The organism is Methylocystis sp. SB2, from assembly GCF_049817085.1.
Lineage (GTDB): Bacteria > Pseudomonadota > Alphaproteobacteria > Rhizobiales > Beijerinckiaceae > Methylocystis > Methylocystis rosea.
In genome coordinates this window covers 3,345,724-3,365,784 of record NZ_CP187401.1, presented here as the reverse complement: position 1 = coordinate 3,365,784, position 20,061 = coordinate 3,345,724, and the positions used below count along the sequence as shown (strand labels likewise).

General features: G+C 63.3%; 21 protein-coding genes and 1 tRNA gene. 9 read left to right on the top strand and 13 right to left on the bottom strand.

Translation table 11 applies throughout. The features are described from left to right. Nucleotides 1-117: 117 nt before the first annotated feature. The 5 genes from sdhD to ACPS74_RS16335 form a co-directional block, all read right to left on the bottom strand. Complete coding sequence (sdhD, locus tag ACPS74_RS16355) at nt 118-513, bottom strand: succinate dehydrogenase, hydrophobic membrane anchor protein (RefSeq protein WP_029651211.1); 396 nt, start codon at nt 511-513, stop codon at nt 118-120. A 13-nt stretch (nt 514-526) separates the two neighbouring features. Further along, nucleotides 527-934: a succinate dehydrogenase, cytochrome b556 subunit gene (sdhC, locus tag ACPS74_RS16350; protein ID WP_018407687.1), complete on the bottom strand. Its 408-nt coding sequence runs from the start codon at nt 932-934 to the stop codon at nt 527-529. 162 nt (nt 935-1,096) lie between these two features. After that, on the bottom strand, nt 1,097-1,822 hold the full coding sequence (locus tag ACPS74_RS16345; RefSeq protein WP_029651212.1) for an outer membrane protein: 726 nt from the start codon (nt 1,820-1,822) through the stop codon (nt 1,097-1,099). Between the two features lie 159 nt (nt 1,823-1,981). Then, entirely contained in the window at nt 1,982-3,208 is a 1,227-nt protein-coding gene (locus tag ACPS74_RS16340; protein WP_029651213.1) for an MFS transporter, read from the bottom strand. Between the two features lie 167 nt (nt 3,209-3,375). Then, nucleotides 3,376-4,899, bottom strand: a complete 1,524-nt coding sequence (locus ACPS74_RS16335) for a PLP-dependent aminotransferase family protein (protein WP_029651214.1) — start codon at nt 4,897-4,899, stop codon at nt 3,376-3,378. A gap of 242 nt (nt 4,900-5,141) precedes the next feature. Here ACPS74_RS16335 and ACPS74_RS16330 point away from each other — a divergent pair, with 242 nt between their 5' ends. Further along, nucleotides 5,142-5,339: a hypothetical protein gene (locus tag ACPS74_RS16330; protein ID WP_029651215.1), complete on the top strand. Its 198-nt coding sequence runs from the start codon at nt 5,142-5,144 to the stop codon at nt 5,337-5,339. Nucleotides 5,340-5,400: 61 nt separating this feature from the next. On the opposite strand, the gene ACPS74_RS16325 is transcribed toward ACPS74_RS16330, so the two are convergent. The 3 genes from ACPS74_RS16325 to ACPS74_RS16315 form a co-directional block, all read right to left on the bottom strand. Continuing rightward, nucleotides 5,401-5,679, bottom strand: a complete 279-nt coding sequence (locus ACPS74_RS16325) for a hypothetical protein (RefSeq protein WP_029651216.1) — start codon at nt 5,677-5,679, stop codon at nt 5,401-5,403. Nucleotides 5,680-5,780: 101 nt separating this feature from the next. Next, on the bottom strand, nt 5,781-6,041 hold the full coding sequence (locus ACPS74_RS16320; RefSeq protein WP_029651217.1) for a hypothetical protein: 261 nt from the start codon (nt 6,039-6,041) through the stop codon (nt 5,781-5,783). Between the two features lie 160 nt (nt 6,042-6,201). After that, nucleotides 6,202-6,276: transfer RNA gene (locus ACPS74_RS16315), tRNA-Val, on the bottom strand. 251 nt (nt 6,277-6,527) lie between these two features. On the opposite strand from ACPS74_RS16315, the gene ACPS74_RS16310 reads away from it, so the two are divergent. The 3 genes from ACPS74_RS16310 to ACPS74_RS16300 all read left to right on the top strand — a co-directional run bounded on the left by ACPS74_RS16310 (nt 6,528) and on the right by ACPS74_RS16300 (nt 8,549). Next, entirely contained in the window at nt 6,528-6,707 is a 180-nt protein-coding gene (locus ACPS74_RS16310; protein WP_018407662.1) for a YdcH family protein, read from the top strand. Between the two features lie 108 nt (nt 6,708-6,815). Then, nucleotides 6,816-8,231, top strand: a complete 1,416-nt coding sequence (locus ACPS74_RS16305) for a protein adenylyltransferase SelO (protein ID WP_029651218.1) — start codon at nt 6,816-6,818, stop codon at nt 8,229-8,231. Between the two features lie 102 nt (nt 8,232-8,333). Then, nucleotides 8,334-8,549 (top strand): YdcH family protein, encoded by a 216-nt coding sequence (locus tag ACPS74_RS16300; protein WP_029651219.1) that lies wholly within the window; start codon nt 8,334-8,336, stop codon nt 8,547-8,549. Between the two features lie 43 nt (nt 8,550-8,592). Here the strand turns inward: ACPS74_RS16300 and ACPS74_RS16295 are convergent, their stop codons facing one another. Next, nucleotides 8,593-9,801 carry a cation:proton antiporter gene (locus ACPS74_RS16295; protein ID WP_029651220.1) on the bottom strand — a complete coding sequence of 403 codons (1,209 nt, stop codon included), beginning with the start codon at nt 9,799-9,801 and terminating at the stop codon, nt 8,593-8,595. Nucleotides 9,802-9,991: 190 nt separating this feature from the next. On the opposite strand from ACPS74_RS16295, the gene purE reads away from it, so the two are divergent. Beyond that, a complete protein-coding gene (gene purE / locus ACPS74_RS16290; protein ID WP_029651221.1) occupies nt 9,992-10,456 on the top strand; it encodes a 5-(carboxyamino)imidazole ribonucleotide mutase in 465 nt (154 codons plus the stop codon). Next, nucleotides 10,456-11,532, top strand: a complete 1,077-nt coding sequence (locus ACPS74_RS16285; protein WP_029651222.1) for a 5-(carboxyamino)imidazole ribonucleotide synthase — start codon at nt 10,456-10,458, stop codon at nt 11,530-11,532. Before purE ends, ACPS74_RS16285 begins: the two co-directional genes overlap by 1 nt. Here ACPS74_RS16285 and nhaR read toward each other — a convergent pair. After that, entirely contained in the window at nt 11,529-12,419 is an 891-nt protein-coding gene (nhaR, locus tag ACPS74_RS16280; protein WP_029651223.1) for a transcriptional activator NhaR, read from the bottom strand. The two genes, ACPS74_RS16285 and nhaR, sit on opposite strands and share 4 nt — an antisense overlap. Nucleotides 12,420-12,604: 185 nt before the next feature. On the opposite strand from nhaR, the gene ACPS74_RS16275 reads away from it, so the two are divergent. The 3 genes from ACPS74_RS16275 (at nt 12,605) to ACPS74_RS16265 (ending at nt 15,704) form a co-directional block, all read left to right on the top strand. After that, entirely contained in the window at nt 12,605-13,273 is a 669-nt protein-coding gene (locus ACPS74_RS16275) for a carbonic anhydrase (protein WP_029651224.1), read from the top strand. A gap of 43 nt (nt 13,274-13,316) precedes the next feature. Next, a complete protein-coding gene (locus ACPS74_RS16270; protein WP_029651225.1) occupies nt 13,317-14,882 on the top strand; it encodes a SulP family inorganic anion transporter in 1,566 nt (521 codons plus the stop codon). Between the two features lie 132 nt (nt 14,883-15,014). Then, entirely contained in the window at nt 15,015-15,704 is a 690-nt protein-coding gene (locus ACPS74_RS16265) for a DUF2490 domain-containing protein (protein WP_036241977.1), read from the top strand. A gap of 22 nt (nt 15,705-15,726) precedes the next feature. On the opposite strand, the gene ACPS74_RS16260 is transcribed toward ACPS74_RS16265, so the two are convergent. The 3 genes from ACPS74_RS16260 to tig form a co-directional block, all read right to left on the bottom strand. Next, nucleotides 15,727-17,736 (bottom strand): acetyl-CoA carboxylase biotin carboxylase subunit, encoded by a 2,010-nt coding sequence (locus tag ACPS74_RS16260; protein ID WP_029651227.1) that lies wholly within the window; start codon nt 17,734-17,736, stop codon nt 15,727-15,729. 73 nt (nt 17,737-17,809) lie between these two features. Next, nucleotides 17,810-18,445 (bottom strand): ATP-dependent Clp protease proteolytic subunit, encoded by a 636-nt coding sequence (locus ACPS74_RS16255; RefSeq protein WP_029651228.1) that lies wholly within the window; start codon nt 18,443-18,445, stop codon nt 17,810-17,812. Nucleotides 18,446-18,652: 207 nt separating this feature from the next. Beyond that, complete coding sequence (gene tig / locus ACPS74_RS16250; protein ID WP_029651229.1) at nt 18,653-19,996, bottom strand: trigger factor; 1,344 nt, start codon at nt 19,994-19,996, stop codon at nt 18,653-18,655. Between the last annotated feature and the right edge of the window lie 65 nt (nt 19,997-20,061).

Here is a 20,061-nt window from a genome sequence, read left to right as displayed (position 1 = left end):
GTCGCGCGCAGCGTCGCTGCGTCGTCACAAGACGGGATCACTGCGATTAAAGCAGCCCCGTTGCGCGGCTTCCTGCTCTCGCCTGTCACGTCGACGTCCGTGAATTGCATCGTCCGACTACTTCGGCGCAGCGATGAGGAGGATCGCGAGGACCCAGATCGCTGCGATGGCGCGCGACGCCCATGTGTTGGCGACGATCGCCTGCGCCTTCAACGCTTTGTCGTGCACGTAATCTTCGATGATGTCGTCCATGCCTTGTCGCGCATGGATCATGCCGACCACGCCGAACGCAAGAAGCACGAGTGCGGGAAACGGTCTGCCGATTTCGGCGCGCACGCCTTCAAGCGACTTGCCGGCAACTCCAAGAATCCACCAAGCGCTCAACACGCCAAGCGGGACCAGCGCATAAGATGTCAACCGCATGAAGCGTGCGTGTGGCGAACCGCTATGGTCGGAGACATAGGCGTCGCCGGGTCCGGTTCGACCGCTCTTGAACCTTGTCGCAACCGTCATGAGTTCGCTCCGCTCAGCCCGCCAGCGTCTTGAAGATGAAGACGAGCAGCGTCAACAGGATGCCGCCGACGAGCGTCCCTTGCGCCAGCAGTTCCCGCCCTTTCGCGTCCATGTATAGCCCGCGGTCCCAGAGCGCGTGACGCACGCCGCCGAGCAGATGGTGGAAAATCGCCCAAACGATCATCAGCACCAGCAGATTGCCGATGAAGCCCGACCCGATCCAGGACACGGCGGAGAAGGCGCCGCCGCCAACCGCGGCGCCGAGCAGGAACAGCGCCAGAAGCGCCATGCCGACGTAAAGCCCTGCCCCGGTGATTCGATGCGCGATCGACATCATCATCGTCAGGATGGGCTTGAAGACCGTCAGATGCGGCGACAGCGGCCGCCGCGCGGCGAGCCCGTCAGTGTCGGCGTCTGCCATGTAGAACCCTCTCGCGTGCGGCCGATTTCTTCTCGGAACGCTTCCAAAGCAGATAGTTCAAATGTTGCGGCGCCGCAACTACGCGGGCGGCGCCTTCGACGGCCACATATGCAAAAGCCCCGTCGCCGGGGCTTTTGTCGCTCATCCTTGTAGCATTCGCGTTCAGTAGGCGGCCATTGGCGGGCCGGGAGGCGCAAGCAGCCAGTTGAAGCGATAATTGACGCCGGCGCGCACGGTATTGAGATGCGCGCGCTGCTGGGATTCGACGATGAACGGCGCAACGTAGATAGAGTCGTAATTCGCGCCGATGTTTGTGTAGAGATATTCGACCTTCGCCGACCAGTTCGGGAGGAAGGCGTATTCAAGCCCTCCGCCCGCCGTCCACCCGGTTCCTGTGCGGGCCTGAGAGCCAAGCCATCCGTAGTTGAGACGCAGGTCGCCATAGGCGAAGCCGGCCGTGCCGTAAAGGAGCAGCTGCGCGTTCAGCAACGACACGCCCGCGCGCCCGCGCACTGTGCCGAACCAGTCGACGCTGCGCGTTGCGCCCCACCCCTGATTGCCGCCGCCGCCGACGCTCGATCCTTGAAAATCGGTTTCGAGACCGACGACGAAGAGCGGGGTCAGCTGATAATTGTAGCCGATCTGGGCGCCGCCGACGACGCCGCCACTGTTCGACGCGCTCGAGGGCGCCAGCCAATGTCCATAATCGTATCGATCAAGCCACCCGCCGCCAAGATTGAGACCGGCGTAGACCCCGGTCCAGGTGAAGATTGGCGGCGGCGGATAATAGACCGGCGGCGGCTCCTTGCGCGAAGGCAGGTCTGCGGCCGACGCCGACAGGACGGAGAGGCAAGCCGCGACGGCGACGCCGAAAGCTCGTTTTTTCATTGGTCCCTCAATGGTGCGTTCTTGAAACGCCAGCGCCCCCGCCAGTTCTGAAATGAGTGATCAACAATGGCGCAATTGCGATAATTTATCGTTCATTTTCAATGTTTAATTGACATGCTTAGCCATCCGTTAACCGGCCTGAATTCCGCCCTGAAGTTCTTAACGCGCCGGCTCACCCCGGCCTGGGGACCGGCCGATCCGACCGCCGCCCCCCGCGAGCCCAACGAGCGCCAGCGACGCCAAAAGCGCGCCCGCCCAGAAGGCGGACGCGGACCCAAAGGCGTCCCAGAGCGCTCCGGCGCCGGCGCTGGCCGCAAGTAGCGCGACCCCGCTTGCCAGGTTGAAAACGCCGAAGGCCGAGCCGCGTAACGCCGCCGGCGCGACGTCGGCGACGAGCGCGGCGAGAAGTCCCTGGGTAAGGCCCATATGCAGACCCCAAAGCGCCACGCCGAGCCACACGAGCGGCATGTGATCGGCGACCGCCAAGGCGGCGTCGGCGGCGATCAGCGCGACAAGGCCCGCCATCAGCGGCGTTTTTCTGTCGCCGCGATCCGAGAAGGCGCCGACGGGATAGGAAGCGCCGGCATAGACGACGTTCATCGCCACGAGCGCCAGCGGCGCGAGCGCCACCGGCAGTCCGACGTCGCGCGCCTTCAGGATCAGAAAAGCCTCCGAGAAACGCGCCAGACTGAAGACGACGCCGATCGCCACAACGATCCAGAAGGGGCCGCCAAGCCGACGGACTTCCTCGATGTGCAGCGGAAAACGCGCCGGCCGCGGCGGGCGGGAGGCTTCCGGCTCGCGCACGCCGAGCGCCAACACCACAACGGCGAGCGCCGCCGGAAATGTCGCGATCCAGAACACGAAGGGGATGCTGTTGGCCGAGAACCACATCGCGGCCACCGCGACCGCCGGCCCGAGAAAGGCGCCGATCGTGTCGAGCGACTGGCGGAGTCCGAAGGCCGCGCCGCGAATGGAGGCCGGCGCGATATCGGCGACGAGCGCGTCGCGCGGCGCCCCGCGTATGCCCTTGCCGACGCGATCGATGAAGCGGGCGGCCATGACCCAGGCGACATTCGGCGCCAGCGGGAACATCGGCTTGGTGAGCGCCGCAAGCCCATAGCCGATGATCGCCAGCTGCTTGCGGCGTCCGAACCAGTCCGACAACGCGCCCGAAAAGATTTTCACGATCGAGGCGGTCGCCTCGGCGACGCCTTCGATGATTCCGACTTCCGCCATTGAGGCGCCCATCGCGCCGACAAGATAGATCGGCAGCAGCGCATGGATCATCTCGGAAGAGAAATCCATGAGCAGCGAGACGAGCCCAAGCGCCCAGACGCCGGACGGAATGGCGCGCAGACGCGAGCGGGCGCTGAAATCGTTCATGACTTGAGTTTGCTCGCGCGAAACCCTCTCCCTTTGGGAGAGGGTCGGTCCAAAAGGACCGGGATGAGGGTTATGGCCACTTCGCAATACGCAAACTCGCGCGAAGCGGAAACCCCTCACCCGGTTGCTTCGCAACCACCCTCCCGATGGGAGAGGGTTGGCGCGCGCTACGCCTTCAGCGCCTGCGCCAGCCGCGCGATTCCGGTCTCGATTTCTTTTTCGGTGAGCGCGACGAAGCCGAGCATCAGCAGCCGGTCGCCGCCGTCATTGTCGTCGAAGCGCAGCGCCGAGCCCGTCGCCAGCGAACAGACGCCAACGCCGGCGGCAAGGCCCTTCTTCTCCACCTCGGCCGCGTCCGGAAAACCTTCCGGCAGCTTCCAGACGAGATGCATGCCGGCCTGGTCGCCGTAGATCTCGCAGGCGCCGAAGTGATTCCGCAGCGCGCCCAGCAGCGCGTCGCGCCGATCGCGATAGAGTTGGCGGATGCGCCGCAAATGGCGCCCGAACTCGCCGCTCGACATGAAATCCGCCATCGCCGCCTGTTCGAGCCAGCTTTGGCCGTTGTTCATCAACATTTTCATGCGCCGCCCGGCTTCGGCAAGACGGCGGGGCAGCACGACATAGCCGAGCCGCAGGCCGGGCCCCATGCATTTCGAGAAAGTGCCGAGATAGATGACGCGCTCGTTGCGATCGAGGCCCTTCAGCGCCGTCAGCGGCGAACCGACAAAGCGAAAGTCGCTGTCATAGTCGTCTTCCATGATGTAGGCGTCGTATTGCGTCGCCCAGGCGAGAAGCTCGAGCCGCCGCTGCAGGCTCATGGTCACGCCGACCGGATATTGATGCGACGGCGTCACATAGGCGACGGCGCCCCTGGTTTTCGGCAGTCGCGACACGTCGAGTCCGTCCTGGTCCACGGGCACGGGATAAAGCGTCGCCCCAAGGCTTTCGAGCACGAAGGCCGCGCCCTGATAGCAGGGCGACTCGACCACCGCGGTGGAGCCCGGCGTGACGAGCAGCCGGCCGACGAGATTGAAGCCGTCCTGGCAGCCGCCGACGATGACGATCTGCTCCGGATCGGCGACGACGCCGCGCGCCGGCGCAAGATGTTTGGCGACAGCGCGCCGCAGCTCCATCAATCCTGCGGCGTCATTGTAGCTCGTGAGATTGGAGCCGACCGCCTTCAACCGATTCTTGATGTGATGCGACCAGGCCTTGAGCGGAAAGGATCGCGCGTCCGGCCTGCCCACCCAGAAATCGGCGACGAGACGACGGCGCTCCGGGTCGGCGAGGCGATGCGTGCGCAAAACACCGCAGGGCGGCTGAACTTCAATCGTGGCGCCCTGCTCTTCCTTCTGCGGCGCGCGGTGATCGGCCGACAGAAACGCCGTGTCCGGCAGATCCGGCGAAACGAAGGTGCCCACATAAGGCTTCGTGCGAATATATCCTTCGGCGATCAGCCGCTCATAGGCCAGCACGGCCGTATTGCGTGAGACGCCAAGTTGGCTGCTCAGCTCGCGCGTGGTCGGCATCGGATCGTCGCATTTGAGCTGACCGTTGAGAATCATCGAGCGGATCTGGTCGAAGATCTGGTTCTGCAGAGTGTTCTTGTCTGACTCAGCCAGAATGATCGACAGTTGCACATGCCCGCTCTTGACGATGGGCGCTGGACGATCCGTGGTCGTTAAGGTCATCGCTGCAATCTCCCCTGGGCGGAAGCTAATGCGCTTCTAACCCGCGCGCATAGGTCCACAGGGAACGTAAGCATTGGCGCCAACTTTCGAGCCCATTGCTAACTAGCACGCCAGCCAGAGAGGAGAACCGTTTGATCTGGCGCCATCAGGTTGCTTGCTCCTGGCGCTTTTACTTGGACGCACATTGGGGAAAGCTGCAGTTGTCCAATCAGAGGCGCCAAGAAAAATCGAGGGAGACCAAAATGCCGTTTTCGAAGTCGCGCTTCGTGCCCGTGGCGTTTTGGGTTGGATTTCTCGCCCTTGGCCTCGCCACCAACGTCAACCACGAGCAAAAGACTCGCGGGGTCGCCCACAGCAGGCAGGAGATGAGCGTCGCCAGCGCCTCGGCCAAGCGCCTGCCCCTGCTGATACAGGATCGCAATCAGATCATTCGCGACTAGCGCGCGGACAGATTCGCTCCTCGGCGCCGCGCGAGCGGCGTTTTTTTTTTGCCCTGAATTCCTATGGTTTGCGCAGAGGCACGAGCCGGTTCAGCACGGTGATCGACAAGAAGCCGCCGATCCAGGCGCCCACCGCCGCGAACGCCACATAGGCCCAGTTCGACGTATAGCTGATCACCGCGAAGGCCGAGAGCAGATACCAGATGCTGCTCCAGCTCGCGGCGGCGACGCGCCGGCGCTCCGACACGGCGGCGTTGAAGAACACATAGACCGCGTCGGTGATGGCGGTCGAGACGGCGACGCCAATTCCGATCAGCGGGTCAATCGCAGGCAGGTCCATGGTCTCCTCCGCTTCGCCCGGTCAGGGCGGATGGGAGCAGCTATGAACGCCGCAATGGACCGAGGCAATCAACAGGGCGAACGCGCCTTAGCTGCGAGCATTTATTCAGCGCCGACGACCTGAGCGGGCGGCTTTCCACACGCCCAAATGCACGTCTTCGCGGATTTGCCATCGCAGAACGGCTGATAAAGGACGTAGTACCAGACCGAGTAAGGGATCTGACCGTAAGGGCGCGTCGGGGCGCCCCCTGGCGTGCGAAGGATCGGCAAGCACTTTTTGGGCGCCTTTGCTTGATCTTTCGACTGAGCCGCGCCGGCGGCAAGGGTGAGGCCAAGCAAGGTGAGGAGTAGATATTTCCACATGCGCTGGCCCTGATCTTCACCGAAGCAAGACGCCAGATGGCGTGCGAATCTGCCTGGGCAAGCGAGCAGCTACAGTTTCAAGCGCACGTCGGGATGACGCACGGTCGAGTCAATGTTGCAAGGCTTGCGGCGATGGGCGAACCGAAAGGGGTCGCTAGAATGGTGGGCGCGACAGGGATTGAACCTGTGACCCCTACGATGTCAACGTAGTGCTCTCCCGCTGAGCTACGCGCCCCCAGGCCCGTGGGCCGGAGCGCCCGTCTATACTGACGTACGCGGCGACGCGCAAGCGGGCTTTGCCTGCGACGTTGGGAATCAGCCTTGACCGCAAGCCACGGAAAGAATTGACGTTCCGTAAAGGCCATGAGCTTCGCGTGCAAAAGTTTTGTGACGTTGGGCGATTTCGAGTCTTGCGGCGCGCCCGCTTTGTGGCAGACTTAACGCCGCTCCCGCTTGTCGAGCGGAGAGAAGTTAAGGAGGTTTCGCATGTCCTTGCAGGGCCATATCGTCGAACTCCAGCGCCGCCATGACGCGCTCAAAAAGGAGATCGAGCAGGAACAGCTGCATCCCCAATCGGACGAACTGAAGATCCTGGAACTCAAACGCAAGAAACTGCAGATCAAGGACGAGCTCGCCAAATTGTCGATTAGCGAAACGCGACATTAGCGTTTCCCTTCGCTCACTTTCTGCTTCACGCCATGGGCGGAGAGAGATCTCCGCCTTATTTTTTTGGGCGTTCGCGCCGCGGCGCGCGATTTGCGAGACCCGGTCCTTATGCCCGTTACCGAACTTTATCGCCCCGAGACGTTACACGAAGGTCTCGGCGAGCCCTTCTTCGACCGCGTCGCACCCGCCACCTTCCCCGAACATCGACTCCGCTACCGCAATCAGCGCTGGGCGGCGCGGGTCGGCCTCGACGGGCTGAGCGATGCGGAGTGGATCGAACATTTGGGGCGTTTTTCGCCGCTCCCGGGCGGGTTCGCGCATCCGCTGGCGCTGCGCTATCACGGCCACCAGTTCCGCGTGTACAACTCGGATCTCGGCGATGGTCGCGGCTTCCTGTTCGCGCAGCTGCGCGACGCCAAGGACGGCCGTCTGCTCGATCTCGGCACCAAGGGCAGCGGCCAGACTCCCTGGTCGCGGCGCGGCGACGGGCGGCTGACGCTCAAGGGCGGCGTGCGCGAAATTCTGGCGACGGAGATGCTGGAGGCGCTCGGCGTCGACACCTCCAAGACCTTCAGCCTGATCGAAACGGGCGAGGCGCTGATGCGCGGCGACGAACCCTCCCCGACGCGCTCCAGCGTGCTGGTGCGCCTGTCGCATTCGCATATTCGCATCGGAACGTTTCAGCGCCTCGCCTTCCATGACGACGCCGCGGCGATCGAGAGGCTGCTCGACCATGTCTGTCGCTACTATTTTCCCGCCATCGCCGATCTGCCGGCGCCGGAGAGGGCCCTCGCCTTTCTCGAAGAGGTCACGGCGCGGGTCGCCCGGCTCGGCGCCGGCTACATGTCGTCAGGCTTCGTTCATGGCGTGCTGAATTCCGACAATATCAACGTCACCGGCGAGAGCTTCGACTACGGGCCATGGCGCTTCGCGCCGGTCTACGACCCGACCTTCACCGCCGCCTATTTCGACGAAAGCGGGCTTTACGCCTTTGGCCGTCAGCCCGGCGCGCTGGGCTGGAATCTGTCCCGTCTGGCCGAATGTCTGATCCCCCTCATCGGGCTAAAGACCGCCGAAAAGGTTCTGGCGAGCTTTCCCACGCGTATCCAGCAAGAATTTCGCGCGGCGCTGCTCAATCGGCTCGGGCTCGCCTCGGCCGGCGACGAAGTTGACGCGGCGCTGGCGAAGGCCTTTGTCGATTTTCTGACAGTGACGCAGGCCCCCTTCGAACGGACCTTCTTCGACTGGCGCGGCGGCATGGCGTCCGCGGCGCGCGCCAAACACAGTCCGTCCGCGGCGCATTACGAAGCGGAAGCTTTCACGCCGCTGCGCGCCGCTTTGGCCGCACACGAGCCGGCGCCGACTGCGCGCCTGGATCACCCCTATTTCCAGGGCGCGGCGCCCTGTACGATGCTGATCGACGAGGTCGAGGCGCTTTGGGCGGCGATCGCCGAGCGCGACGACTGGGCGCCGCTCTACGCCAAGATCGCTGCAATCGAGGAGATGCGGAGCGCCTATGAATGACGACAGAGCAATTCGCTTGAACGCGCCATGGCTGCGGCGCGATAATTGCGGTCTAGCGCCATCGATTCCCCAGCGTTCAATGGCGCTCAACGGCGGCTGTCAATGAACGACACGAGCGAAATCGACATGAGCGCGACACGCGCTGAAGTCGCACGGCTTCGGCTGGAGCATCACGATCTGGAGACCGCGATCGACGCGTTGCTGGCGGTCGGCGTCGCCGATCAGCTGCAGATTCAGCGGCTGAAAAAACGCAAGCTGCTGCTGCGCGACCGCATCGCCTATCTAGAAGACCAGCTCACGCCCGATATCATCGCTTAAGCTGGTTTTTCCTCTTCCGCCGCTCGGAGCGCCTGTTCGCCGATTACCGTCCGGGCAGGAAGCCGAGCGCGCGGAGCAGCAGCGGCATGGTCAGGCCCTGGACCACAATCGAAAAACCGACCACCGCAAAGGTGGTGGCGACGATTTCGTCCCGTAGCGGCAGATCGTCGGAGAGCGACAGCGCCAGAGCGAGCGCAAGGGCGCCGCGCAACCCGCCCCACCACAGCACATGCTGCTCGCGCCACGAGATCTTCCATCGTGACGCGAAGAACAGCGAACTCAGCGGATAGACGGTGACGGCGCGGGCCGCCAGCACCGTCGCGATCGCCAGAGCCAGAGGCGTCGCTCCGACGGCGCCAAATGGAATCGCGGCGACATCCGCGCCAATCAGCAGAAACACCACTGAATTGGCGAGGAAGGCGGCGAAATCCCAGAAGGACAGAACGAATTCGCGTCCCTTGAGGCTGATGTAGCCGCCTTCCTGCTCGCTCAAGAGGCCCAGATTGCCCATGACGAGGCCAGCCGTCACCGTCGCCAGCACGCCGGAGACATGGAAATACTCGGCAACGAGGAACGAGCCGAATGCGGCGATCGTCGTCAGCGCCGCTTCGATCAGATGTTCGGAAGTGCGCAGCGAGACGAGGATGGTGGCGCCGCCAAACAGCGCTCCGACGACGACTCCGCCCAGCACAATTTTCGCCAGGGTCAACGCGGTGGCCACGGCGGTCTGATCGGCGCCGCCGCTGCGCGCATAGGCGAGCGCCATGACGAAGAGCACCGCCGCCGCGCCGTCATTGAGCAAGCTTTCGCTTTCGACCAGAAGCCGCATACGGCCCTTGATCCTGTTGTCCTTGAACATCGCGATGATTGCGACCGGATCTGTGGCGGCGATCAGCGCGCCGAAAACGATCGCCGAAAATAAAGGCCACCCCAGCAACGTGGTCATCGACATGGCGACGAAAGCCGCGGACGCCAGCGTTCCAAGTCCGGCGAGCGCCAGCAAAGGCAGCGAGTCGCGAACAAGTTCGCGCCAGGACAGAGTCAGCGCCGCCTCAAACAGCAGCGGCGGCAAGATCAAATCGAAGATCAGATCATGCGTGAGATGCGGCGCGAAGTCGGCTCCTGACAACGCGACGACGGCGCCGACGATGACCAGCCCGACGGTATAGGGCAGTCTGATTTGACGGGCGGCGATCGCCACGATCATCGCCACCGCCAGCACGGCGACCGCTTGCCTCAGGCTTTCGTCCATAATTCGTCCACGCCGATAGAGAGAATGCGGTGAGTCTTAGCGCGGGCGCCGCACTCTCGCGAAGCGAAATCGGCCCGCGATCGACGCAGATCGCGCGCTTGCCTATCGAGAAGCCATCGTCTATGCCGCATGGCTTCCCTTCGTAAAGGAATGCAGAGTGGGGAAGTCGAAACCGCCTGTCGCCGTCATCATGGGGTCGCAATCCGACTGGGCGACGATGCGCCACGCGGTGGAAACTCTCGCGGCGCTCGATATCGGCCACGACGCGCGCATCGTTTCGGCCCATCGCACGCCCGATCGACTGGCGGCGTTCGCGAAGGGCGCTGAATCGGAAGGCTTCCAGGTCATCATCGCCGGGGCTGGCGGCGCCGCGCATCTGCCGGGCATGACAGCCGCGATGACGCGGCTGCCGGTCCTCGGCGTGCCCGTCGAATCGGAAGCGCTGAAGGGCCTCGATTCGCTGCTCTCGATCGTCCAGATGCCGGGCGGCGTGCCTGTGGGAACCCTCGCCATCGGCAGGGCCGGGGCGATCAACGCCGCGCTGCTCGCCGCCGCAATTCTTGCCCTCGCCGATAAGGCGCTCGCCGCGCGACTCGCGGACTATCGCGCGCGTCAGACGGACAATGTAGCGGCGACGCCGCGCGACGGCGCTTGATGCTCGCGCCGGGCGCAACGATCGGCATTCTTGGCGGCGGCCAGCTCGCGCGCATGCTGGCGCTGGCGGGCGCACGGCTCGGACTGAAGGCGCATGTCTTCTCTCCAGTGTCCGACGATCCGGCCTTCGACGTGTGCGCCGCCCGTACGCAAGCCGGCTTTAACGACGAAGCCGCTCTCGCCGCCTTCGCCGAATCTGTCGACGTCGTGACTTACGAATTCGAGAACGTGCCCGCCCGCACGGCGCACGTGCTCGAGGCGCATCGGCCGGTGCGGCCCAATCCGAAGGCGCTGGCGCTCACCCAGGACAGGCTCATCGAAAAGCAGTTCGTGCAAAGCCTCGGAATCGCGACGGCCGACTTTGTCCCGGTCGACAACGCCGGCGCGCTTGCGCGCGCCGTCGCGCAGCTCGGCCGCAACTCGATCCTGAAGACGCGGCGCCTCGGCTACGACGGCAAAGGTCAGACTCAGTTGCGCGACGGCGGCGACCTCGCGGTCGCCTTTCGCACGCTTGGCGGCGCGGCATGCATTCTGGAGAGCGTCGTGCCGTTCGAGAAAGAAGTGTCGGTTGTCGCCGCGCGTGGACTGCACGGCGAATTTCGCGCCTATGACGTCTCCGAAAACCTCCACGAGCATCACATTCTGGCGAGGACCCTTGCGCCCGCCGAGATCGCCGACGAAACGGCGACGCAGGCGATCGACATCGCTCGGCGCCTCGCCGAGGCCGCCGATTACGTCGGCGTGATCGCGGTCGAACTGTTTGTCGTCCGCGATGGCGGCCGTGAAACCTTGATCGTGAATGAAATTGCGCCGCGCGTGCATAACTCCGGACATTGGACGCTCGACGGCGCGTTGACCTCACAATTCGAGCAGCATATGCGCGCGGTCGCCGGCTGGCCGCTCGGCGCCACGCGCCGGCACGGTCGTCGCGTCGAGATGCGCAATCTGATTGGCGACGACGTCAACGCATGGCCTGAGCTGGCGCGTGAAGACGGCGCCTGTCTGCATCTTTACGGAAAAAAAGAGACGCGCGCGGGCCGCAAAATGGGTCATGTGACGCGCGTGTTCAACGATTAGACCAGCCAGTCCCGCGCGCTCTCGAGAATGGCTGCGACGCCCGCGTGCTTGATTTTTCTTTGCGCGGTGATCGCATAGAATCGTTCGCTGACGCCGTCCAGCGTCGCGATATATCTGACGCCATATTGCTCCTCGACCTGAGCGCGAACGGCGGTCGGCGCCATGAAGACGCCGGCGCCCCCCGCCCCGAATGTCTTGAGCAGGGCGCTGTCCTCGACTTCCGCGACGATCTTCGGAAAGAGACTGTTGACGTCCAGCCATTGGTCGAGCGAACGGCGCAACGCCGTGTTCGTGGTCGGCAGCAAGAGCGGCGCGCCGTCAAGGCAACGCGGGAAATTCTTCCGATAGCGCTGCTGCAGTTCGAGCGTCGCAAACGCAGCCACGCCGCACTCGCCGATCGGATGATTGTAGATGCGCGCATCCGCGGCGCCTGTCGCAGGCCAGTCTGAAAAGACGAGATCGACTCCGTGCACCGGCAGTTCGGCCAGGAGGCGCTCGGTTTTATCCTCATGACAGACGACTTGATTATGCGCGGCGAGAGCGGGTTCGAGCAGACGATAGACGAGGAGTTTCGGCAGGGCGTTGGAGACGCCGACGCTCAGCCTGACGCTTACCGCCCCGGCGCGGTTCTTCAAGGCGCTGCCGAGTTCGCGGCCCAGCGAAAATATTTCGTCGGCGTAATTGAACACCGTGCGTCCGGTTTCGGTCATCACGAGATTGCGGCCTTCCTTGCGGAAGAGCTGCGCGCCGATCGACTCCTCCAGAACCGCGATCTGGCCGCTGATCGTCGGCTGCGCCAATCCGAGCTTTTCGCTCGCACGGGTGACGCCGCCCTCCCGGGCGACGTTCCAGAAGTAGAACAGATGCTGATAGTTGAGGCGTTCCATGATCCAATAGTTTTTATCTATGTAACTAATTTATATATCCTTATTTTCAATTTCAATCCCCTGCGCCATCTTTGAAGACGTCACCGTTGCGATTGCCTGAAGAGAAAGGCGCACGCTTCCGATTATGAGCGGCGCGCTACTTCAACGGGACACCGCGTGAGCGCGTAAGCAATAGGAGCCCAAGAATGCAGCGGTTAATCGAAGGCCTCCACCACTTCCAGTCGCAGGTGTTCGGTAGCCAGCGCGAATTGTTCCAACGCCTGGCGCAAGGCCAGGCGCCGGAGACGCTGTTCATCACCTGCGCCGATTCGCGTATCGACCCGTGCCTGCTCACCCAGTCGGCGCCTGGAGACCTTTTTATCCTGCGCAACGCCGGCAATCTCGTGCCGCCCTACGGCGCCGTACGCGGCGGCGAAGCGGCGACCATCGAATTCGCGATCGCCGGCCTTGGCGTCAAGGACATCATCGTCTGCGGCCATTCGCATTGCGGGGCGATGAAGGGCCTGCTCGATCCGCCGCCGGCGGCAGCCTTTCCCGCGCTGAGCGACTGGCTGTCGCACGCTGAAGCCACACGGCGCATCATGCACGAAAAATACGCGGACAGAACCGGGGCCGAACAGCTCAACGTCGCCATCCAGGAGAATGTGCTCGCGCAACTCGAAAACCTGCGCACGCATCCTGTCGTCGCCTCCGCTCTCGCGCAAGACAAACTGAGGCTGCATGGCTGGGTCTACAAGATCGAGACAGGCGAAGTCTTTGTTTATGACCCCGCGACGCGCCAATTCGCGCTTGCGCCGACGCCGCCGGAAGCGCCTGCGCGCGAAGAGAGAGAACGCGTCAGCGTCGAGGTTTGACCTCGCGCCGCCTCCGCGAACCTGAACAATAAAGGATGCGAAAATGTCTTTAGAACTTGATGTCGCGCCTTCTCGTCTCTCGAGGATTAAAGACGACGTCTTCGCTTCCATCGTCGTGCTGCTCGTCGCCCTTCCCTTGTCGATGGGTCTCGCGCTCGTCGCCGGCTTTCCCTTCGAGAACGCCGCCGCCGTCGGCCTCATCAGCGGCGTCATTGGCGGCATCGTTGTCGGCATGCTTTCGGGCTGTCCTCTGCAAGTGAGCGGCGCGGCGAATGGCGCGGCAGTTATGGCCGCCGTGTTCATTAAGGACCTCGGCTTCGAGGTCTTCGGGCTCATCGTGATAATGTCGGGCGTGATTCAGATTGCGGCCGGCGCCCTGCGTTTCGGGCCGGTGTTCCGGGCGGTCGCGCCGGCGCTGATTCAGGGCATGCTCGCCGGAATCGGCTTGCTGATTTTCGCCTCGCAATTTCATGTGATGGTCGACGATACGCCGCCCGGGACGGGACAGGAGTTTGGCGGCGTCATCAATCTCTGGTCGCTGCCACTTGCCGTTTGGAAGGGCGTGACGATGGAGGCGCACCAATCCGCCGCCCTGATCGGACTGTTCACCGTCGCCGTTATTCTCTCGTGGCGCCGCTGGGCGCCGAGATGGCTGTCCTTTCTCCCCGCCCCGCTTATCGGCGTAGGCCTGGCGACGGCGGCCGCGGCGTTCTTCGCCCTCGACATCAAATATGTCCCGGCGCCGGACGATCTTTTCGCCGCGGTGAATTTGCCGACAACGCACACCCTTGGCCGAATCGGCGAAGGCGCGCTCTGGGCGGCGGCGTTGTCGCTCGCGTTCGTTTCGAGCGCGGAATCGCTGCTGACGGCGACCGCCGTCGACGCGATGCAGCGACGCACGCCGCGAACCCGTTACAACAAGGAGCTTGTCGCGCAAGGCGTCGGCAATTTCCTTTGCGGAATTCTTGGCGTGCTGCCCATATCGGGCGTCATCGTGCGCAGTTCGGCCAATGTCACGGCGGGTGGACGCACGAGACTCTCGACCGTGCTGCATGGCCTGTGGATTCTGCTGTTCATCACCCTCGCGCCCGACGTGCTCCGCATCATCCCCGTGGCGAGCCTCGCGGCAGTGCTGGTCTACGCGGGCATCAATCTGATCAATCTCGGATTCGCGCGCTTTCTCTGGGGTCAGGACCGTATCGAGACCGGCATCTATGCGGCGACGTTGGCGACGGTGGTCGCGACCGACGTATTGACCGGCATTGCGGTTGGCGTCGGTCTGGCTGTCGCGCGCTTGCTCTACACGTTCTCGCATCTCAACATCCGCAGGGAGCAAATCAACGGCATGACCGTGATCCACTTGGAGGGCGCCGCGACTTTCATACGGCTGCCGCAACTCGCCGCCGCTTTCGAAGCCCTGCCGCCGGGGGCGCGGGTGCATGTGCATCTCAACGAGCTGAAGTATATCGATCACGCCTGTCTCGATCTGCTCGCGAGCTGGGACGAGCAACTTCGCAGCGACGGCGGCGAACTGGTGCTCGATTGGGATGCGCTGCACGGCCTGTTCCGGGAGCGGGCGCGTCCCACGCCCACATCAGTCGCGGCCTGATCGACCATCTCTGTGGTTTGACTGGCGTGAGAGGAGTCGCTCCAATGCGCTGGGTGCTCGATTTCCACGGAGACGGCGGTGTCAGCGGCGACAATTCAAAGGACGAGGCGGCTCGCCGTTTGCGGCGGGTCCTTGCTCGGAATTTTCGCGACGACCGGCCCGGCGGCGGCTGTCGACGAAGATTTCAGGATCTGGGAAAACGTCACGACCATCGCCAAGCTGGGCTCGATTGATCCGAGTCTGGAAAAATGGCGGCTGTGGCTGGAAAGCCAGGGGCGCTTTCGGAACGACGGCACCACAGCTGATCAGGCGCTGGGGCGCGCCGGCGTCGGCTATGCGCTATCCGACAAGGCCAGCCTGTGGCTCGGCTACGCGCATATCGCGACCTTTCCGCAAGACGCCAAAACACAACATGAAAATCGGATCTGGCAACAGGTCCTGCTGACCGACAAGGCCGACTTCGGCGACCTGACAAGCCGCACGCGCCTTGAACAACGCTTCATTCAGAACGTGAATCCCGTCGAATGGCGCCTGCGCCAATTTGTGCGCTTTTCGCATCCGCTCTGGGAAAACGCCCCTTTGAGCCTCGTGCTGTGGGATGAAGTTTTTGTCCGGCTGAATTCAACGACGCCTTCAACGCGATTTGGCTTCGATCAAAATCGCGGCTTCGCCGGCCTCGGCTATAGTTTCAGCGAGAAGGCGCGCGTGGAGATCGGCTACATGAACCAGCTCATCCAATCGCGCGTCGTCTCGCAGCGCGCGCAGACGCTCGATCACCGGATCAATCACATTCTTTCGGTGAGCATGTTCCTCAACCTGTAACTCGCCGTCAGCGCGCGACGCCTTAGGCGAACTCCATGATCACCGCGTCGACAGCAAGACTGTCGCCGGCCTTCGCCAGAATTTTCTTGACGGTCACGTCGCGCTCGGCGCGCAGCACGTTCTCCATTTTCATGGCTTCGACCATGCACAAGGCTTCCCCGGCCTTGACCTCCTGGCCTTCGGTCACGTCGACGGTCTTCACCAGGCCGGGCATCGGACACAACAGGTGCTTAGAGGCGCCGGCGTCCTTCTTCTTCGGCATGAAGGCGACAAGTTCCGCCTCGCGCTTGGTGTAGACGCGCGCCGTGACGTCGACCCCCTGATGCGACAGCGCGTAGCCGTTGAGGATGGGCCGCGCCTGCACATAGACCGTGCGGCCGTCGACATCGCCTTCGAGCACGAGTTCGCCGGGACGCCACTGGGTCGAAACGCGATGGGCGCGCTGATCGCCCTCAGCGAAACGCACGATCAGCGCTTCGCCTTGCGCCTCGACGCAGACGTCGAATCTTTGATCGCCGAGCATGCACACGCGTTCGCGCTCGAATTCGACCGGCCGTCCGCCGCGCAATTGCCCGGAGATCTTGCGTTTGCGCTCATTGCCGATGTGGTCCATGAGCGTCGCGATCGCGGCAAGCGTGTGCGCCAGATCTCCGCGAGGCTCGGGCGAAGAAAATCCTTCCGGATATTCTTCGCTGATAAAGCCCGTCGAGAGATTGCCGGAGCGCCAGCGCGGACTCTGCATGAGCGACGACAGAAACGGAATATTGTGGCGAATTCCATCGATCACAAAGCGATCGAGGGCGTCGGCCTGCGCGACGATCGCCCGAAGGCGGTCCGGCGCATGCGTCACCAGCTTGGCGATCATCGGATCATAGTGGATCGAGATTTCGCGGCCTTCGGTGACGCCCGTGTCGTTGCGCACGGTGACGCCGCCTTCGCGCTTCTCTTCCGGCGGCCGGTATTTGACCAGTCGTCCGACCGAAGGCAGGAAGTTGCGCGTGGGGTCCTCGGCGTAAATACGGCTCTCGACCGCCCAGCCGTTGATCTTGACGTTTTCCTGCTTGAGCTGCAGCGGCTCGCCCGCCGCGACGCGGATCATCTGCTCGACAAGATCGATGCCGGTGATGAGCTCCGTCACCGGATGCTCGACCTGCAGGCGCGTGTTCATTTCAAGGAAGTAGAAGCTCTTGTCCTGACCGGCGACGAATTCGACCGTGCCCGCCGAATCATAGTTCACGGCCTTGGCGAGCGCGATGGCCTGCGCGCCCATTTCGCGACGAGTCTTCTCGTCCAGCAGCGGCGACGGCGCTTCTTCAATCACCTTTTGATTGCGGCGCTGAATAGAGCATTCGCGCTCGTTCAGGTGAATGACATTGCCGTGCTTGTCGCCGAGCACCTGAATTTCGATGTGGCGCGGATTGACGATGAATTTCTCGACGAAGACGCGGTCGTCGCCGAAGGACGACGCCGCCTCCGAACGCGCGCGCGTGAACCCTTCGATCACTTCGGCGTCGGTGAAAGCGACGCGCATGCCCTTGCCGCCGCCGCCAGCCGACGCTTTCAGCATCACCGGATAGCCGATGTCCCTGGCGATCGTAACGGCCTCTTCGGCGTTCTCGATGACGCCAAGGTAGCCGGGCACGACGCTGACGTTGGCGGCGGAAGCGAATTTCTTCGACTCGATCTTGTCGCCCATCGCCTCGATGGCGCGAATATTGGGGCCGATGAAAACGATATTCGCCTCTGCGAGCGCATTGGCGAAGGCGGCGCGCTCGGACAGAAAGCCATAGCCGGGATGCACCGCCTCGGCGCCGGTTTCCTTACAGGCGGCGACGATCTTATCGATCAGCAGATAAGACTGGGCGGCGGGGGGCGGGCCGAGACGGACGGCCTCGTCGGCCATTTCGACATGCAACGCGTCGGCGTCGGCGTCGGAATAGACGGCGACGGTTGAAAGTCCCATGCGCTTCGCCGTCTTAATGATGCGACAAGCGATCTCGCCGCGATTGGCGATTAGAATTTTACGAAACATGCGCGCCCCGTGCCCCAATCCCTCAAGTAATTGGCGCCGGACGCTCAGAAAACGCGGCCGACGCCTTCAGCGTTTAGCGCTTGGCGTCGCTCTCGTCGTCAGGCCGTCGCTCCTGAACGGCGTCGACGATTCCGAAATTCCGCGCCTCCTCGGCCGACATGAAATGATCGCGGTCGAGCGTGCGCTCGATCGTCTCATAGTCCTTGCCCGTGTGACGGACATAGATGTCGTTGAGGCGCTTTTTGACTTTCAGAATGTCTTCGGCGTGGCGCTGGATGTCCGACGCCTGACCCTGGAAGCCGCCGGAGGGCTGATGCAGCATGACGCGCGCGTTCGGGAGCGCATAGCGCAGACCGTCGGCGCCCGCGGCCAGCAGAAGCGAGCCCATCGACGCCGCCTGCCCAACGCACAGCGTCGAGACCTTCGGCTTGATGAATTGAATCGTGTCGTAGATGGCGAGGCCGGACGTCACCACGCCGCCCGGCGAGTTGATGTAGAGCGAGATTTCCTTTTTGGGGTTCTCGGACTCTAGAAACAACAGCTGCGCGATGATGACCGACGCCATGTGATCTTCGATCGGCCCGGTGATGAAAATGATGCGCTCGCGCAGCAGGCGGGAATAGATGTCGAAACCGCGCTCGCCGCGGGAAGTGTTCTCGATCACCTGTGGAATGAGATATTGGCTGTAGTTTTCGATTGGGTCGCGCATCGCGTATCGCCTCTGTGGTCCGGCGGAGGCTGATGCGCCTGCGCCGGGAACTCTTGACCCGTCATATATCTGCGCTTGCGCCGGACGCAAAGACTCGATTGCGGCCGTTACGCCACGATCTCCGCAGCGCGCCGTGCGCATGAGCCTGAGATCCCGGATTTCCTCGCGGCGCGCCGCCGCCTGCGGGGAAGACAGCCGGACGACCGACTATTCCTCTTCCTTGAACAGCTCTTCGCGGGAGACGGTCTTGTCGGCGATCTTGATCAGCTTGGAGAGATGGTCGACGACGCGCTCCTCGTAGATCGGGGCGCGGAGCTGGGCGAGGGCCTGCTCATTGTTGCGGTAATAGTCCCAAACCGCCTTCTCCTGGCCTGGGAACATGCGCGCCCGCTCGACCAAAGCGTCAGTCAGATCCTTTTCGTCCACCTTCACGTCGGCGCTTTTTCCGATCTCCGCCAGTACGAGCCCCAACCGCACGCGTCGTTCGGCGATCTTGCGGAACTCGGCCTTCGTCTCTTCCTCCGTCTTGCCGTCTTCGGCGACGGATTGGCCCGCCCGCTGGCTTTCCTGCTCGTGCTGGCCCCAGATATTGGCGAATTCCTGCGCGACAAGGCTCTCCGGCAGCTCAAAGGAATAGCGTTTGTCGAGCGCGTCGAGGAGCGCGCGCTTCATCTTTTCGCGCGACGCCTTGTCGAAATCGGCTTCAAGATTGCCGCGAACGGCGGTCTTCATCGCCTCGAGCGACTCGAAGCCGTATTTCTTGGCGAGCTCCTCGTCGAGCCCCAGCGACTTGGGCGCCGCAACGGACTTCACCGTCACGTCGAACTCGGCGTCCTTCCCCGCGAGCTGCTTGGCCGCATAGTCCTCGGGGAACCGGACCTTGACGACCGGCTGGTCGCCGGCGGCGGCGCCCTCGAGCTGCTCCTCGAAACCGGGGATGAAGGTTCCCGCGCCGAGCACCAGATCGACGTCGCCGCCCGCGCCGCCCTCAAAGGGCTCGCCGTCGAGCTTGCCCGTGAAATCGATCGTCAGCCTGTCGCCCTTCTCCGCCTTGCCCCCATCTGGCCTGGCCTCGAATTCCTGAGCACGATCGGCGAGAGATTGCAGCGCCTTCTCGATATCGTCATCCGCCACTTCGGCGACGGGACGCTCCAGGGAGATGTCGTCGAAGGCGCCGATGTCGAACTTCGGCAGCGTTTCGAAGGTGACGACATAGGAGAAATCGCCCTCTGCCGTTAGCGCGCGCTCGACTTCCTCCTGCCCGCCGGGGAAATCGATCTTCGGCTCGAGCGCGATTCGCAGCTCGTTCTCCTCAACGATCTTGCGATTGGCGTCATTGACCGCCTCCTGCAGCACGTCGCTCATGATGCTCTTTCCGTAGAGCTTCTTGAGATGGCCAATCGGCGCCTTGCCGGGACGGAATCCCTTGATCTGACTCTTCGCCTGGATCTCGGTGAGTTGGGCGGCGAGCTTGGCGGCGAGTTCGCCGGCCGGCAGAACCACCTTGTATTCCTGCTTCAAACCCTGCGAGGAGGTCTGCGTTACTTGCATCTCGATAGCCTTCTTAATGACTGCGGCGTCGCCGGCGCGCGACGACGATTATGCGACTGCCACGG

What these genes read in the sequence shown, in the direction of transcription:
- sdhD (WP_029651211.1), bottom strand. Translation starts at nt 513, where the DNA reads ATGACGGTTGCGACAAGGTTCAAGAGCGGTCGAACCGGACCCGGCGAC.
- sdhC (WP_018407687.1), bottom strand. Translation starts at nt 934, where the DNA reads ATGGCAGACGCCGACACTGACGGGCTCGCCGCGCGGCGGCCGCTGTCG.
- ACPS74_RS16345 (WP_029651212.1), bottom strand. Translation starts at nt 1,822, where the DNA reads ATGAAAAAACGAGCTTTCGGCGTCGCCGTCGCGGCTTGCCTCTCCGTC.
- ACPS74_RS16340 (WP_029651213.1), bottom strand. Translation starts at nt 3,208, where the DNA reads ATGAACGATTTCAGCGCCCGCTCGCGTCTGCGCGCCATTCCGTCCGGC.
- ACPS74_RS16335 (WP_029651214.1), bottom strand. Translation starts at nt 4,899, where the DNA reads ATGACCTTAACGACCACGGATCGTCCAGCGCCCATCGTCAAGAGCGGG.
- ACPS74_RS16330 (WP_029651215.1), top strand. Translation starts at nt 5,142, where the DNA reads ATGCCGTTTTCGAAGTCGCGCTTCGTGCCCGTGGCGTTTTGGGTTGGA.
- ACPS74_RS16325 (WP_029651216.1), bottom strand. Translation starts at nt 5,679, where the DNA reads ATGGACCTGCCTGCGATTGACCCGCTGATCGGAATTGGCGTCGCCGTC.
- ACPS74_RS16320 (WP_029651217.1), bottom strand. Translation starts at nt 6,041, where the DNA reads ATGTGGAAATATCTACTCCTCACCTTGCTTGGCCTCACCCTTGCCGCC.
- ACPS74_RS16310 (WP_018407662.1), top strand. Translation starts at nt 6,528, where the DNA reads ATGTCCTTGCAGGGCCATATCGTCGAACTCCAGCGCCGCCATGACGCG.
- ACPS74_RS16305 (WP_029651218.1), top strand. Translation starts at nt 6,816, where the DNA reads ATGCCCGTTACCGAACTTTATCGCCCCGAGACGTTACACGAAGGTCTC.
- ACPS74_RS16300 (WP_029651219.1), top strand. Translation starts at nt 8,334, where the DNA reads ATGAACGACACGAGCGAAATCGACATGAGCGCGACACGCGCTGAAGTC.
- ACPS74_RS16295 (WP_029651220.1), bottom strand. Translation starts at nt 9,801, where the DNA reads ATGGACGAAAGCCTGAGGCAAGCGGTCGCCGTGCTGGCGGTGGCGATG.
- purE (WP_029651221.1), top strand. Translation starts at nt 9,992, where the DNA reads ATGGGGTCGCAATCCGACTGGGCGACGATGCGCCACGCGGTGGAAACT.
- ACPS74_RS16285 (WP_029651222.1), top strand. Translation starts at nt 10,456, where the DNA reads ATGCTCGCGCCGGGCGCAACGATCGGCATTCTTGGCGGCGGCCAGCTC.
- nhaR (WP_029651223.1), bottom strand. Translation starts at nt 12,419, where the DNA reads ATGGAACGCCTCAACTATCAGCATCTGTTCTACTTCTGGAACGTCGCC.
- ACPS74_RS16275 (WP_029651224.1), top strand. Translation starts at nt 12,605, where the DNA reads ATGCAGCGGTTAATCGAAGGCCTCCACCACTTCCAGTCGCAGGTGTTC.
- ACPS74_RS16270 (WP_029651225.1), top strand. Translation starts at nt 13,317, where the DNA reads ATGTCTTTAGAACTTGATGTCGCGCCTTCTCGTCTCTCGAGGATTAAA.
- ACPS74_RS16260 (WP_029651227.1), bottom strand. Translation starts at nt 17,736, where the DNA reads ATGTTTCGTAAAATTCTAATCGCCAATCGCGGCGAGATCGCTTGTCGC.
- ACPS74_RS16255 (WP_029651228.1), bottom strand. Translation starts at nt 18,445, where the DNA reads ATGCGCGACCCAATCGAAAACTACAGCCAATATCTCATTCCACAGGTG.
- tig (WP_029651229.1), bottom strand. Translation starts at nt 19,996, where the DNA reads ATGCAAGTAACGCAGACCTCCTCGCAGGGTTTGAAGCAGGAATACAAG.